The following is a 13,495-nucleotide window of genomic DNA, read 5'->3' on the forward strand; positions in this document are numbered from 1 at the left end:
ATCTTGGGATGTCTTCACAAACTCCGAATGATCACGTGGTGGCCGTCTTCATGCCACCTCAACGCCCAAGATCGCGAAGTGTCACTGGAGTACTAACCCATCGCCAGCAATCCGGGCCTCACGGTCACCGCCATGAGCGGACCAACCCCCGCCACGAGCCGTTCCGCCACTAAGCGCAACGGTCGGCAGGGTGATCTTGGTGTCCAGACACAGGCACTCAGATGGTTGCGGTGTCGATCACGAACCGGTAGCGCACATCGCTGGCGGTGACCCGCTCGTACGCCTCGTTGATCTCAGCGGCGGCGATCCGCTCGATCTCCGCGCCGATGCCGTGCTCGGCACAGAAGGCGAGCATCTCCTGGGTCTCGGGGATGCCGCCGATCAACGATCCGGCGAGGATCTTGCTGCCGCGGATGAGGGAGAACGGGTAAAAGGAGACGGGTTCCTCCGGAACGCCCACGTTCACCAGGGCGCCGCCCGTTCGGAGCAGGCTGAGGTAGGCGTCGAAGTCCAGCGGCGCCGACACCGTGGAGAGGATGAGGTCGAAGGAGCCGGCGAGTTCCTCGAACGTCTTCGGGTCGCTGGTCGCGTAGTAGTGGTCGGCGCCCAGCTTCAGGCCGTCGTCCTCCTTGCGCAGCGACTGGGACAGGACGGTGACCTCCGCGCCGAGCGCGTGCGCGATCTTGACACCCACATGGCCGAGGCCGCCCAGGCCGATCACGGCGACCTTCTTGCCGGGGGCCGCGCCCCACTGCTTGAGCGGCGCGTACGTGGTGATGCCCGCGCACAGCAGCGGGGCGGCGACGTCCAGGGCCAGCCCGTCGGGGATATGGACGACGAAGTTCTCGTCGACGACGACGTGCGTGGAGTAGCCGCCGTAGGTGGGCTCGCCGTCCTTGCCGATGGCGTTGTACGTCTGGACGCTCCCCCGCACACAGTGCTGTTCCTGGCCGGCCTTGCAGTAGCCGCACTCGCGGCAGGAGTCGACTAGGCAGCCGACGCCCACACGGTCGCCGGCCTTGTACTTGGTGACGCCGGGGCCGACCTCGGAGACGACGCCGGCGATCTCGTGGCCGGGGACCATCGGGAAGATCGCCTCGCCCCAGCTCTCGCGGACCTGGTGGATGTCCGTGTGACAGATGCCCGCGAACTTGATGTCGATCAGCACATCGAACTCGCGGACCGCACGGCGCTCGATGGTGGTGCGCCCCAAGGGTGCCTTGGCGGCGGGGGCGGCGTACGCAGCAACAGTGGTCATACCGGGGTTCTCCTAGCGGTGGTGTCGCGCCCGGCTGCCTTCCGGCCGGGCACGGTCTCCACCGTGCCGAACGGGCCGGCATTCGCCCAGGCCACGGCTTTGCGTACGTCCGCTGGTCCTACCACTGGCGGGGTCAGGCTGGTGTGCGTCTGACCGTGGATACTCAAGGCATGGACGAACACCCCGAACCGGTGCACGAGCCCGCTGTCGGCGCCCTGGACCCGCGTGCCGAGCTCAGCGAGTTCCTGCGCACCCGGCGTGCCCGGCTGAAGCCGGAGGACGTGGGGCTGCCCGGCTTCGGACGGCACCGGCGGGTGCCGGGACTGCGCCGCGAGGAGCTGGCGCAGCTGGCTGGGGTGTCGGTGGCGTACTACACACGCCTGGAACAGGGCAACGGCCGCAACGTCTCGGCGGAGGTCCTTGACGCCGTAGCCCGCGCGCTGCGGCTGAGCGACGCGGAGCACGCCCACCTCACGCACCTGGCGAAGCCGAAGCAGAAGAAGCCGGTGGGCGGGACGATCTCAGTCGTCCCGCCCACCGGCTTCTTCCAGGGAATCTGGATAGTGGATCTGAATACGCTGAGGCGCCAGAGGCGGTTACAGCCTCCAGGCCCGAGGGCTGATTCCATATAGCCAACCAGCGCTGCTTGTTACGGTAACGCTGGTGTAGTAGTCAATACCGCGGGACATGAATGCCGTCTGGGGCCCGAGGTGTCCCGTGCGGCACGGGTAATTGCCGGTGGTCCCGTTGGTGACTTTAATCTCCACTCTGCAGTTGCTCCCGGTAAACCGATTGATGTAGGTGTCACCATAGGCGAGGACACCGTCGTCCCCGATGCACGCAGCGAACGAGAAGCTGCCGTTCGAGTGCGTGCGACAACCGCCACCCTCCGCGTTCGCGGGAGCGGCAGAGATCGTGAGGATGCCAGCAGGTGCAGGTACACCCGCCAGGTGGGCACGCCGGTCATCGGCAGAGCGGACGACAAGGCGGGGATTTCCATCCTGGCATCACCCGCCACGCGTCACCCGCGAATCAGCGCACCCCACCCTTCCGGGGTGAGTGAGGTGTCTCCAGGTCACCAGGGCTTGTCAACGTCCCACATCGGAGGCGGCGGCCTTCCGGATGATCGCGTTAGCGTCCTCGGGTAGCAGGAAGCCCGCATACCGGGCCGTGGCCGCCGCCGTGGCGACCTTGGACACGTAGCGGCCGTGGTTGCCGTAGCGCTGCCGCAGTTCCTCCCGGCTGTAGAAGCGATGATGTCCCGCCAGCGTGCAGAAGCCAGGGCCGAGGTTGCTCGCCCGGACGGCAGCGGTGGGCACCGCGAACTGGGGTGGCCGGATGCCGCCGAGGACCTGGCCGCTGTCATCGCGCTTGAGAGTGGCTGGAGAGGCGTTCAGGTCGCGTTCGAAGCGGGGCGCGCGCGGTGCGGCCGGACCACCACGGATCCAGGTGTTCACGTGATCGAATGCGGCGTTGAGGACGAGCCCGTTCGGCACGTTGCTCCACAACGGCTGGTACTGGCAGTCGCGGATCAATCCGGTGAGGGTGACGGGCGTGTTGTCGGGAGCGAGCAACGACCCGTCCCGCAGGACCATCGCGTCCACATATCGCGCGTCGTCGAGCGCGATGTGCGAGGTGCCGGCCACCTCCCAGTGGCGGGAGTAGGCGGTGTCCTGCGGCGTGGCGGCCGGGTCGCGCTGCGTGCCGTTGAGCCACTCGGACTCCATGCTGACCGCGGGCACGGAGATGTCGTCCCGGAGCGCGCCGGCGCCGTCGTAGTACACGAATCCGTCATAGACGCCGTGCAGGCGCTGGATGGAGTTGTAGTACGCGGTCAGGCGGCCGGCGGACTGGGACTGGCCATTCGCGATCAGCCGCCGGACGCCGAGTCCCGCCAGCGGATCCTGGGCGGCGGCATGGGTCCGCAGCGTGCGGCCCACCTGGGAGAAGATGTCCCACGCGAGGACGTCGCCGCCCGCATACGGCCACGCGGGCGGCTCGAGCAGACCGCCGGTCGCCGGATCGGTGTTCGACGCGTCGACGGTCAGCCGTCCGTAGCGTTGCGGACTCCATCGCCGCAGCTGCTCGACACCCACTCGCTGCGCTGTGACTCCCACCCATGCGTAGCCCTCACGCATGAGATGGTCGTGGCTCGCCGCCCAGCTGAAGTCGATGTCCTGGCCGCCGGTCACGTTGTTCCATTCGACGACCACGGTGCCGTTGAACCGCTGTGACCTGGCGGGCTTGCGCACGACGATCCTGGTCACATACGGCCAGCCCCGGTCGACGATGGAGGCGTCGGCCGCGCCTGCCATGCGATAGCGGCTCGCCCGGCCACTGACGTAGTACTCCTGCTCGACGTAACCGCGCGCCTTCAGGTCGACAGCGGACGCGCCCAGCATGCGAGTGCCCGGAGCCTGCACGCGTTCGACGGTCACCGTCGGAACGGCCGACGCGGCGGTCGCGGTCGCGGCTGCCGGCAGGAGCGTGAGCAGGAGCGTGAGCACTATTGCAAGACGCAAATTCGCCCTGGCTATCGTCATTCGGCTGCTCCTCGAGCTCCATCGGCGGGAAGCGAAATCCCACCTGGTGCGCTCCAAGGGTGCCTTGGCGGCGGGGGCCGCGTACGCAGCAACAGTGGTCATACCGGGGTTCTCCTAGCGGTGGTGTCGCGCCCGGCTGCCTTCCGGCCGGGCACGGTCTCCACCGTGCCGAACGGGCCGGCATTCGCCCAGGCCACGGCTTGGCGTACGTCCGCTGGTCCTACCACTGGCGGGGTCAGGCTGGTGTGCGTCTGACCATGGATACTCAAGGCATGGACGAACACCCCGAACCGGTGCACGAGCCCGCTGTCGGCGCCCTGGACCCGCGTGCCGAGCTCAGCGAGTTCCTGCGCACCCGGCGGGCCCGGCTGAAGCCGGAGGACGTGGGGCTGCCCGGCTTCGGACGGCACCGGCGGGTGCCGGGACTGCGCCGCGAGGAGCTGGCGCAGCTGGCTGGGGTGTCGGTGGCGTACTACACACGCCTGGAACAGGGCAACGGCCGCAACGTCTCGGCGGAGGTCCTTGACGCCGTAGCCGGCGCGCTGCGGCTGAGCGACGCGGAGCACGCCCACCTCACGCACCTGGCGAAGCCGAAGCAGAAGAAGCCGGCCGTCCGGTCCCAGCAGGTGCCGGGCACCCTGCGGACACTGCTGGACGCCATGGACAGCGTCCCGGCGATGATCGTGGGGCGGCGCTCGGACATCCTCGCCTGGAACCGGATGGCCGCGGCAGTGTTCGGCGACTGGACGGAGCTGCCGGCGCAGGAGCGGAACTGGGCACGGCTGATCTTCCTGCGGCCTGAGTACCGCGACCTGATCGTGAACTGGGAACAGAAAGCGATCGACGTCGTCTCTCTGCTGCACCTGGACGCCGGCTCCCACCCGGACGACCCCCGGCTGTCCGCACTGGTGGGCGAACTCTCCGTGAAGAGCGAGGATTTCACGCGGTTGTGGGCCACCCACGACGTCAAGGAGAAGTGCCACAGGATCCAGCGCCTGCAGCACCCGCTCGTCGGCGAACTCGATCTCCACCCCGAGTCGTTCCACCGGGCCGACGACCACGAACAATTCCTGATGACATACCACGCCGAACCGGGTTCCCCGTCGGCGGAGGCACTACGCCTTCTGGCCAGCTGGGGCACGGATGCGACCCGGGCGGGAACGGGTACGCCGTCAGTAGGCAGGGGCCGTTGAACTTCCACACCCATCAGGGGGTAAGCCGGACCGCGCTGGCCGGGCGGCTGCCGGACCAGGCGATCGATTCCATCTCCGAAACCAGATAGCCCCAGGTCAGAGGCGGGTTCGTTCATGCTGTCGCCGATTGCTACGGGGACCCCTCATGGCCGCGATCGCGATCTTCCTGCTGGGCTCCGGGCTGTCGGGAGCCGCGCAGGACATGATCCAGCTCGTCGGCTTCCGCATGGTCCAGGGACTGGGCGCGGGCGGCCTGATGACCGGGGCACTGGCCTTGATCGGCGAGCTCGTGCCGCCCCGGCACAGCGGCAAGCTCATGGGACTGTTCGGGGTCATGATGCCGATCGCCTTCATCGCCGGGCCGCTGCTTGGGGTGCCGTTAACCAACGTCCCACCAACCGCCAAACCAGCTCTGAGCTGGGATAATCAGCGGTCTGCTTCGAGGTCAGCCGCCGACTGACCGATGGCAGGGCGGGCCGTCGTCGTGAGCTCGGGGACGTACTTGTAGATGGTCGAGCGGCTGACGCCAAGCAGGCGGGCAATGGAGGAGACGGTGTTTTCCGGCCGGGCGAGCAAGTCGCGGGCGTGCCGGATCTGCTCGGCGGTCATCGCCGGCGGGCGTCCCAGACGCTGACCGCGCGCCCGGGCGGCGGCCAGGCCCTCGTGCGTGCCCTCCACGATGAGTTCGCGGATGAACTCCGCTAGCGCAGCAAAGACGTGGAACACGAGCCGCCCGCCGGGGGTGGTGGTGTCCAGCGCCTCGTGCAGGGAGCGGAAGCCGACGCCGCGCTTGCGCAGCCCCGCCACGATCGAGATGACGGCCACGGCGCGCCCTCGTTGAGCTGGGCGGCCGGCAGGTGCTGTCTGATGGCGAAACCCTTGGAAAGGATCAGGCGGACAGGCGGCGGGCGATGGCCGGGACCACGATCGCGGCGGCGACCACGTGCGCCAGCATCAACAGCACCCTCGTGGCCGGGGCCGCGTCCACGAGCACATCCGGTACCAGCGACAACACGGTGAGCACAACCGTGGTACGGACGAATACCGTGCGCGGACGGCGAACCGAGCGAGCCAGCACCAGCGCCAGCACCAGCCCCACCGCGGAGAAGATGACGGTCAGCACGCCGAACCCGGGCACCGGGAGCGGCGTGCCGCCGACGACCAGGCTGATCCCGGTGAGCTCACCCACCGCGGCGATGGCCGCGGTCGCCGCGCCGGCGACCACCGCGGCGATCAAGCCACCGATGACCAGCGGCTGCGCGGGAGAGGTAGCGGTGGCGGTGACGGTGGTGGTGACGTCGTCGTGGATGTTTTGCGTCATTTTGATGCCTTTCGGAGAAGAACTATGCGGACGGTCAGGCCCGGATCGCTGTGGAGCCGTAGCCTTTGTCGCCGATGACGTGGTCGGGGGCCGGATGCGCGGTCTTCCCGGACCGGGCGGCGCACCCGTATCGCGTCCATCACGGCGGTGAAATGGGTGCCGTCGTTGGTGTTCCCGGCCCGTGAGGGTGAAAGCGAGCGGACGCCCCAGGGCATCGCAGGCCAGGTGAATTTTGCTGGTCAGCCCGCCTCGGGAGCGTCCGAGTGCGGGACTGCGGAGCCCTTTTCGGGCCGCCATGGCATGTTGGTGGGCGCGGGCGACGGTGGGGTCGACCGGCATGAGTCAGTCGATGTCCCCGGCCGCGTCCGCCCTTGCCTGGGCAGCCTGGAGCATCCGCTCGTGGGCACGAAGATCGGGCCGTTCCAGTCCTCGTTGTAGGGCCGGGCGCTCGGGTCGCGGTCCCAGCCGTTCCGCCCGCCCAGGACCGCGCCGGTGGTCTTGATGTACTCCTCTTCCACGCCGTCGCGGCCGGTGACCCCGGTCAGCCAGTCCATGGCGTGGTTCGGGCCCGCCACGAACCCGTCCAGCGACATGCTGAAGTGAAGGGGTACTTTCCCGCCTGCGGTCTGCGGCTCGGGGGCGTTCATTCTGTCGCCTCCTGCGATCTGCTTGCGTTCTGTGACTTTGTCGGAGAGAGATGGATCTCGCCTGTCGCTTGGTCAGGGCCGCGCATCGGTGATGTCGCCCCAGGCGTCTGTCCGTGTGGCGAGACGCCGGCTTGGGGGCGGCGGCAGCACAGGGCGACGGCGCCTGTCGTGGCGATTGTGGTGGCGTGGCAAGGCCGCCATTTCGCCGAGGCCGTCGGGCAGGAGGCGCACTGCTCCGCAGACGGCGACCTCCGCTGGCCGGCCCGATCCCCCTGGAGAACGTCGCGCCGCCGCCCGAGATCCCGATCGGCGACCTGCGCTTACCGGCGGTGTCGCACCACCGATCGTTAGCGGGACGTCCTGTCGCGTTTGCTTCTTTCGGCGAGGCGCTGGACCTCCCCGATGTGTATGTCGCTTACCCACTCCCAGCCGGGCTTGGCCGATGGGCCGACCCGCGGGTCACTGGGAACGCGGCCTTCACGCAAGGCGAGCACGTACGCCCGATCCAGCTCGATCCGCGCGTGTACCTGGTCGGCTCCGCCTACTGACCCGTGGCCGGGTACGACGACATCGACGTCGCCTGCCACGCCCTCGAGCAGCCGCAGCCCGACGAGGTACTCCTCGATCGGGTCATTGGTGTCGTTCAAGTTGTCGAGCCCCGGGACCAAGACATCAGAGAGCATGTCGCCGGCGACGAGAACCCCGCGTTCCTCGATCAACAGCGCCGCATGGCCCGGGGCATGCGCCGGATGGTCAATAATCCGGACTTCAGGGCCGTCCCAGGGAATCTGAGCAGTTCCGGCAGGCAGGCCGGTGATGAGGCCGAACAGGTCCAGCGGTGTCTCGTCCGCGATTTCCGGCGGCAACCCCTCGGCGATACGGGTCTTCCAGTCCGCGTTCGACCGCAGATCTCGCATATAAGCCGCGCAGCGGGCTGTACCGTAACGGGGCGCATCGCCGAGCTCGGGGTGCCAGAGCACGTGATCCCAATCAGGATGCGTCGCGAAGCCTGCCGCGACGGTCTGGCCCAACTCGCGAAGGTCGTTCGCGAGGCAGACCATTTCGTCGCCCGTTATTCCCGGGTCGATGAGCAACACGCCGGCCCGGCCCTGCACGACAACGGTGTTGTTTTCGAGTAGCTCGCTCTGGTGGACCAGCACACCCTCCGCGACCTGCGTCAACATGGGGTTCCTTTCGCTTGTGGTTGGTAATCGATCGTCGGGACCGTACTGCCTGCCCGTCCCCGCGACATCGTCTTCGGAGACCGCCGCCCGCGCTCCGGCCGGTTCGCCCTACCGAACGGGCAGTGGGCGGTAGCGCACGTTGAGGGTGGTCACCTGGTCGTGATCGTTGAGCAGTTCTAGATGGACGGGTTCGCCTCCTGGGTTGTCGAACAGCCGGACCCCGTCGCCGAGCAGTACCGGCACGATGTGGAGGTCGATCTCGTCGATCAGTCCGCGCTCGAGGAGTTGGCGGCCGACGTCGGCGGAGAGGATCTCGAGGTTCTTTCCGCCGGCGGCCTTCAGCGCGATCTGGACGGCCTCGGCGACATCGCAGTTCAGAAATGTCGTGTCGGCGGTGGGCGGGGCGTCTTCGGGATGGTGCGTGAGGATGAACACCGGGCCCTGCCAGCCGCCGTAGGTGCTGGTGGGCTCGGGGTAGGCGTCGAAGCCGTCCCGTCCGCCCAGGACGGCGCCGGTCGTCTCGACGTACTCCTCGACGAGGCCGGGGCGGTCGACGCCGGTCATCCAGTCCATCGCGTGGTTCGGTCCCGCCACGTACCCGTCCAGCGACATTGTGAAGTGCCAGAGCACCTTGCCTTCGGCGGTCTGCGGTCTCGTGTCCGCTATCGCCCAGGTGGGCGAGACGGCTGCGTGCGCGCGGGTCTCTTCGGTGGCCATGATCGGTCCTCTTTCGGTGATCGGCTGGGTGCGATGTTCCGGTTGAGCCGGAACACGTTGTCGGGGGTCGTAGCGGTTCTTGAGCGCGGTGAGGCGGACGAGCTTGTGCGGCGGGTATGGCCTCTCGTATGCCGGCGACGTCCTCGTCGTTCAGGGTGTTGACGTAGACGCCACCAGGGAGACGAACCGCAAGGCGAGTGGCCGGGTGAGGATCCGCGGGCGGGTGAGCTCGGGCCGTCCTGCCGACCTGGCCGGCGCCGGGCACGTCACGATCGGTCCTCGTCATCCAGCACGGCGTACAGGTGCTCGACCGACCCGTCCGGGAAGGTCCGGCTCGTGGTGAGCAGCAACTGCTGCCGCTCACTCTTCTCGGGCGTGAGCCGGACCCCGCTGCCCAGGAGGATCGGCATCACGACGACGCCGAACTCGTCGAGGGCGCCGATGTCGCGGAACGCCTCAATGGTGCGCTGCCCGCCCACCAGATGAACGTCGCCGTCGATGTCGGCTTCGCGCATCAGCCGCAGCAGCGTCGCCGGATCGTCGGCCGCCACGACGTCGCTGGGTGTTCCCTCCGGGAGGGGCCGGCTGGTGAGGACGAACACCCGCAGGTACGGCCACGGCCAGTGCGACGAACCGACCGCCTGCTCGAACGTGGTGCGTCCCATCATCACCGCGCCGCAGTCCGCGACGAGGTCGGGCAGGCCGTGGGAGACACCCGACTCGAAGTCGGGCGCGGTCAGGATGACGGGCAGGCCGTCCGGAGAGGCGATGAAGCCGTCGACACTCACGGCGATGTGGGTGCGGATGCGCATGAGGCTCTCCCATGTCCGGTTCGGTCGATCGGCTGTCATGCTCAGCTTGTCCGTCTCGCGGCCCGCCGACATCGGGTAGATGCCTTAGATCTGATGAGATCACCTCTTCAGATCCGCCGCGCATGGGATCATCTGAGGATGTCCGGTCGGCTGACGAGTCCCGTGCTGGTGGGGCGGGAACGCGAACGTGCGGCGCTGGCAGCTGCCCTCACCGCCGCCAGGTCCGGCGCGGCCGTGGTGCTGGTCGGCGGCGAGGCCGGGATGGGCAAGACCCGGCTCGTCCGCGAGTTCACCGGCGGCCTGGGCGCCTCCGCGCGCGTTCTCACCGGAGGCTGCACCGACCTCGGCGTCGACGGCTTGCCGTTCGGGCCGTTCGTCACGGCACTGCGCCGGCTGGTGCGCGAGCCCGACGCGCCACCGGTGACCGCGCTGCTGCCCTGCGGTGGCCGGCGCGGTCTGGCGCGTCTGCTGCCGGAGCTGGGCGTGGCGGATGACGAACCGGAACCCGACCTCGGCCGCGCCCGGCTGTTCGAGGAGGTCCTGCTCCTGCTCGAAGGCGCGGCGCGACAACGGTTGCTGGTCCTCGTTTTGGAGGATCTGCACTGGTCGGACCGGTCGACCGGCGAGCTGCTGACGTTCCTCGCCACCAACCTGGCAGAGCCCGGCGTCCTCATCCTCGGCACGTACCGGCCGGACGAGATCGGCGGCACGCACCCGTTGCGACCGCTGATCTCCCGCGTCGACGGCGTGCGCGGCATCAGCCTCGGCGGGCTGGACCGGGACGGCGTGGCCGAGCAGCTCGGCGAGCTGCTCGCGGCCCCGGCGGACGAGGCGTTCACCGAGCGGGTGTTTCTCCGCAGTGGCGGCAACCCGCTGTTCGTCGAGGCCCTCGTGACAGTCGGCGACGCGCCCACCGCGTCGCTGTCCGACCTGCTGCTGGCCGATGTCGACCGGTTGCCCGACCCCAGCCGCCGGGTGCTGCACGCCGCTGCCGTCGCCGCCAGCCCGGTCGCTCACGCACTACTGGCGATCCTCGTCGAGATGGACGATCTCGCCTTCGAGGACGCGCTCCGGCTGCTGGTACGCCGACGGTTCCTGGACGTCGTCGAGGACGGGTACGCGTTTCGGCGCGACCTGATCCGCGAGGCGGTCTACGGCAGCCTGCTGCCGGGCGAGCGGGTGCGGCTGCACCGCGCCTGCGCCGAGGCCATCACCACCGACCCGGCCCTCGTCTCCGGCGATCGCGCGTACGCCGAGGTCGCCCTGCACTGGCACGCGTCGGGCGCACCCATCCGCGCCGCCGAGGCCGCCTGGCACGCCGCCGAATTCGCGCGGCGGACCTACGCCTACGCCGAACAGCACCGCCTGCTCGACCGGGTGCTACGGACCTGGCAGCGGGTACCGGACCTGGCGGACCGCCTCGGCGTGGACCGCGGCACCGTCGCCGGCCTGGCCGCCGAAGCTGCACTGAACGCCGGCGAGCTGGACACCGGCGTCGCCTCGGTGACGACCGCCCTAGCCGAACACCCCGATCCCGAGGTGGCCGCACACCTGCTCCGGACCCGCGCGGCGATGTACGACCGCAACGGGCAGGACCCGATGCCCGACCTGCACGAGGCGGTCCGGCTGCTCCCGACCGGCACGGACACCCCGCTGCGCGGCCAGGTCCTGGCCGACCTCGCCATCGCGCAGCGGCATCACCAGCACGACGCGGAGGCGCGAACGACGGCCGAAGACGCGTTGCGGATCGGCCAGCGCACCGGCGACCGCGGCGTACAGGCTCGGGCACTCATCACGCTCGCCGCGGCCGACGCGGACCTGCCCACCGCGGTCGAGCTGTTCGAGCGGGCACGTACGGCCGCCCGGGACGCCGGCGCCGCCGACACCCAACTTGCCGTGGCCGTGACCGAATCGGACCGTCTGGAGGCCGCCGGTGAACATGCCAGAGCGGAGCAGGTCGCGCGGAGCGGAATCACCCTCGCCCGCGAGCTGGGACTGACCCGCACCCGCGGCACCCTCCTCGCCCCGAACCTGTCCGAGTCGCTGCTCTCCCTCGGCCGCTGGGACGAAGCCGAAGCGGTGTACCGAGAGGCGCTCGCCCAGTCGCCACCGCCGCTGTATCGCGCCTACCTCCAGGTCATCCAGGCGACCGTCGACCTCAGACGCGGCGCACTCGACGCCGCGACCGCGGCCGCGACGCAGGCGAGAGCGGTGATGCGTGAATCCAACCGGGGCGAGGAGACGTGCCTCGAACCGGACCTTCTGGACTGCCGGCTCGCGCAGATCAGACAGGACGCCGGCGCGGTGACGGCGATCCTCGACCACGTCCTCACCGACCACGACCTCGCACGAAGCCCGCGCTACAGCTGGCCGCTGCTGACCACGGGCGCGCTCGCCCTCGTCGGGCACCGCGGCACCGGCGTCCTCCTCACCCGGATGAGCACGTACGCCGACACGCTCGCCGTCACCGGCCGACTCCAGCAGGCCCACCGACTGACCTTCCTCGCCGCGACCCGCCACGACGACACCGACGCATGGGCAGCGGCCATAGAGGCATGGCGTGACCTCGGACAGCCGTACCCGCTCGCCGAAGCGCTGCTGCACTCCACCCGTGCCGCACTGACGACCCAGCACCGATCCACTGCGGCCGAGCTGATCACCGAAGCAGCGGCGATCGCCGAAGACCTTGGCGCCGCCCCACTTCAACGCGAGATCCAACAACTCGCCACCCGTGCACGGATCACGACCAACCCGACCAGACCCGACAACCCCGCAGGGCTGACCCCCCGCGAGATGGAAGTGCTCGAGCTGGTGGTAGCCGGCCTGAGCAACCGGAAGATCGGCGAGCACCTGTTCATCTCCGCCAAAACCGTCGGCGTACACGTCTCCAACATCCTCGCCAAACTCACAGTCACAACTCGCCTCGAAGCCGCCGCATGGGCCCACCGCAACCAACTCTTCAAAACCGAATAAATGCCACGAACAGAGCTTGTAACCCCTAGTGTGTAAAGCTGATCTTCCTGCTGTTTGGTGGCTCGCGCGCCGAGATTGTTGGCGCCGAACGTGAACCCAGCTGGCAAGATGACCGGCTCCACAGTGATCGTGAATTGTCCGCGCCTGTCAGGGTGCGCGCTGGCGGGCATGCTGACCTTGGTCCGGCCGCGCGGGACATCGATGGGACGTACCCACCTCATGCTGGAGGGTGCACAGGTGGTGTGCCGCATCGGAAGGTGTCAAGTCAAATGCGACAGAGGGCCGAGCGGTTTGATCGCTAGGCGGTCTCTTCTTCGGGTTGGTTGATGTAAGCGGCCCGGGGGATCTTCGGAAGCTGGGGTGCGCGGGTGAAGCGGTGGGGGTTGGCCGCGCGGAAGCGTTCGATGGTCTCGGCTCGCTTGTCCTGGATGGCGTGGGCGGTGCCCATGTGCACGGTGAACGGTGTGTGCAGGGCGACCCCGGCGTGGTAGGGGGGCCGGCCGGAATACGCCAGAAACGGGCCGCAGGGGTTCCTGTAGCTGGTCTGACCTGCGGGGCAGGCCGCCCTCACATCATGGGAGAGGTTTTAGCCAGGGCGGCGAGTGGCTCGTGTTGATGGGTCTTCTATGGGTGGTACAAGCGGTCGGCGCATTGTCGACGATGATCCGCCTAAGGTCCGGTGACCGTGTCGGCGGCTGCTCGCAGAACCTGCCGGAGCTGGTCGAGGCCGGGCGCTCCGGCCGGGCCGTCGGAGGTGCAGTTGGGTGCCACCAGGAGCTCGATCTCCGCATCTCCAGCATCGCGCATCCCTGCGCCGTACGGGCCGAAGGGGGCCGACCTGTCCTGG

General features: G+C 68.9%; 12 protein-coding genes and 2 pseudogenes. 4 read left to right on the forward strand and 10 right to left on the reverse strand.

Features of this window, described 5'->3' with window-relative positions:
- Positions 1 to 217 precede the first annotated feature (217 nt).
- A complete protein-coding gene (locus ACIBX3_RS57990) occupies positions 218 to 1,258 on the reverse strand; it encodes an NAD(P)-dependent alcohol dehydrogenase (protein WP_397129413.1) in 1,041 nt (346 codons plus the stop codon).
- 170 nt (positions 1,259 to 1,428) lie between these two features.
- On the opposite strand from ACIBX3_RS57990, the pseudogene ACIBX3_RS57995 reads away from it, so the two are divergent.
- Positions 1,429 to 1,761: pseudogene (locus ACIBX3_RS57995) on the forward strand (helix-turn-helix domain-containing protein); the annotation flags it as partial.
- Positions 1,762 to 2,346: 585 nt separating this feature from the next.
- Here the strand turns inward: ACIBX3_RS57995 and ACIBX3_RS58000 are convergent.
- Positions 2,347 to 3,801: an alpha/beta hydrolase domain-containing protein gene (locus ACIBX3_RS58000; RefSeq protein ID WP_397129414.1), complete on the reverse strand. Its 1,455-nt coding sequence runs from the start codon at positions 3,799 to 3,801 to the stop codon at positions 2,347 to 2,349.
- Between the two features lie 272 nt (positions 3,802 to 4,073).
- Between ACIBX3_RS58000 and ACIBX3_RS58005 the strand changes: the two genes are divergently transcribed.
- Complete coding sequence (locus tag ACIBX3_RS58005; protein ID WP_397129415.1) at positions 4,074 to 4,994, forward strand: helix-turn-helix domain-containing protein; 921 nt, start codon at positions 4,074 to 4,076, stop codon at positions 4,992 to 4,994.
- A 145-nt stretch (positions 4,995 to 5,139) separates the two neighbouring features.
- Positions 5,140 to 5,454, forward strand: a complete 315-nt coding sequence (locus ACIBX3_RS58010; protein ID WP_397129416.1) for an MFS transporter — start codon at positions 5,140 to 5,142, stop codon at positions 5,452 to 5,454.
- Here ACIBX3_RS58010 and ACIBX3_RS58015 read toward each other — a convergent pair.
- The 6 genes and pseudogenes from ACIBX3_RS58015 to ACIBX3_RS58040 form a co-directional block, all read right to left on the reverse strand.
- Positions 5,421 to 5,819 carry a recombinase family protein gene (locus tag ACIBX3_RS58015; RefSeq protein ID WP_397129418.1) on the reverse strand — a complete coding sequence of 133 codons (399 nt, stop codon included), beginning with the start codon at positions 5,817 to 5,819 and terminating at the stop codon, positions 5,421 to 5,423. The two genes, ACIBX3_RS58010 and ACIBX3_RS58015, sit on opposite strands and share 34 nt — an antisense overlap.
- A gap of 64 nt (positions 5,820 to 5,883) precedes the next feature.
- Positions 5,884 to 6,315, reverse strand: coding sequence for a DUF6069 family protein (locus tag ACIBX3_RS58020; RefSeq protein WP_397129467.1), 432 nt, complete (start codon positions 6,313 to 6,315; stop codon positions 5,884 to 5,886).
- Positions 6,316 to 6,495: 180 nt separating this feature from the next.
- Positions 6,496 to 6,648: pseudogene (locus ACIBX3_RS58025) on the reverse strand (IS5/IS1182 family transposase); the annotation flags it as partial.
- A 661-nt stretch (positions 6,649 to 7,309) separates the two neighbouring features.
- Positions 7,310 to 8,146, reverse strand: coding sequence for an MBL fold metallo-hydrolase (locus ACIBX3_RS58030; RefSeq protein ID WP_397129419.1), 837 nt, complete (start codon positions 8,144 to 8,146; stop codon positions 7,310 to 7,312).
- A gap of 108 nt (positions 8,147 to 8,254) precedes the next feature.
- Entirely contained in the window at positions 8,255 to 8,863 is a 609-nt protein-coding gene (locus ACIBX3_RS58035) for a dihydrofolate reductase family protein (RefSeq protein ID WP_397129420.1), read from the reverse strand.
- A 266-nt stretch (positions 8,864 to 9,129) separates the two neighbouring features.
- The gene (locus ACIBX3_RS58040; RefSeq protein ID WP_397129421.1) at positions 9,130 to 9,675 is read right to left on the reverse strand and encodes a dihydrofolate reductase family protein; all 546 of its coding nucleotides are present in this window, start codon (positions 9,673 to 9,675) and stop codon (positions 9,130 to 9,132) included.
- A 138-nt stretch (positions 9,676 to 9,813) separates the two neighbouring features.
- Between ACIBX3_RS58040 and ACIBX3_RS58045 the strand changes: the two genes are divergently transcribed.
- Positions 9,814 to 12,648 (forward strand): AAA family ATPase, encoded by a 2,835-nt coding sequence (locus tag ACIBX3_RS58045; protein ID WP_397129422.1) that lies wholly within the window; start codon positions 9,814 to 9,816, stop codon positions 12,646 to 12,648.
- A 298-nt stretch (positions 12,649 to 12,946) separates the two neighbouring features.
- Here ACIBX3_RS58045 and ACIBX3_RS58050 read toward each other — a convergent pair whose 3' ends face one another.
- Together ACIBX3_RS58050 and ACIBX3_RS58055 are read right to left on the reverse strand one after the other, a co-directional pair.
- The gene (locus ACIBX3_RS58050) at positions 12,947 to 13,102 is read right to left on the reverse strand and encodes a hypothetical protein (RefSeq protein WP_397129424.1); all 156 of its coding nucleotides are present in this window, start codon (positions 13,100 to 13,102) and stop codon (positions 12,947 to 12,949) included.
- 215 nt (positions 13,103 to 13,317) lie between these two features.
- A complete protein-coding gene (locus ACIBX3_RS58055; RefSeq protein WP_397129425.1) occupies positions 13,318 to 13,455 on the reverse strand; it encodes a hypothetical protein in 138 nt (45 codons plus the stop codon).
- Positions 13,456 to 13,495 lie beyond the last annotated feature (40 nt).

The organism is Nonomuraea sp. NPDC049480 (assembly GCF_044465905.1).
Taxonomy (GTDB): Bacteria; Actinomycetota; Actinomycetes; order Streptosporangiales; family Streptosporangiaceae; genus Nonomuraea.

What these genes read in the sequence shown, in the direction of transcription:
- ACIBX3_RS58030 (WP_397129419.1), bottom strand. Translation starts at nt 8,146, where the DNA reads ATGTTGACGCAGGTCGCGGAGGGTGTGCTGGTCCACCAGAGCGAGCTA.
- ACIBX3_RS57990 (WP_397129413.1), bottom strand. Translation starts at nt 1,258, where the DNA reads ATGACCACTGTTGCTGCGTACGCCGCCCCCGCCGCCAAGGCACCCTTG.
- ACIBX3_RS58005 (WP_397129415.1), top strand. Translation starts at nt 4,074, where the DNA reads ATGGACGAACACCCCGAACCGGTGCACGAGCCCGCTGTCGGCGCCCTG.
- ACIBX3_RS58040 (WP_397129421.1), bottom strand. Translation starts at nt 9,675, where the DNA reads ATGCGCATCCGCACCCACATCGCCGTGAGTGTCGACGGCTTCATCGCC.
- ACIBX3_RS58055 (WP_397129425.1), bottom strand. Translation starts at nt 13,455, where the DNA reads ATGCGCGATGCTGGAGATGCGGAGATCGAGCTCCTGGTGGCACCCAAC.
- ACIBX3_RS58000 (WP_397129414.1), bottom strand. Translation starts at nt 3,801, where the DNA reads ATGACGATAGCCAGGGCGAATTTGCGTCTTGCAATAGTGCTCACGCTC.
- ACIBX3_RS58045 (WP_397129422.1), top strand. Translation starts at nt 9,814, where the DNA reads ATGTCCGGTCGGCTGACGAGTCCCGTGCTGGTGGGGCGGGAACGCGAA.
- ACIBX3_RS58035 (WP_397129420.1), bottom strand. Translation starts at nt 8,863, where the DNA reads ATGGCCACCGAAGAGACCCGCGCGCACGCAGCCGTCTCGCCCACCTGG.
- ACIBX3_RS58020 (WP_397129467.1), bottom strand. Translation starts at nt 6,315, where the DNA reads ATGACGCAAAACATCCACGACGACGTCACCACCACCGTCACCGCCACC.
- ACIBX3_RS58010 (WP_397129416.1), top strand. Translation starts at nt 5,140, where the DNA reads ATGGCCGCGATCGCGATCTTCCTGCTGGGCTCCGGGCTGTCGGGAGCC.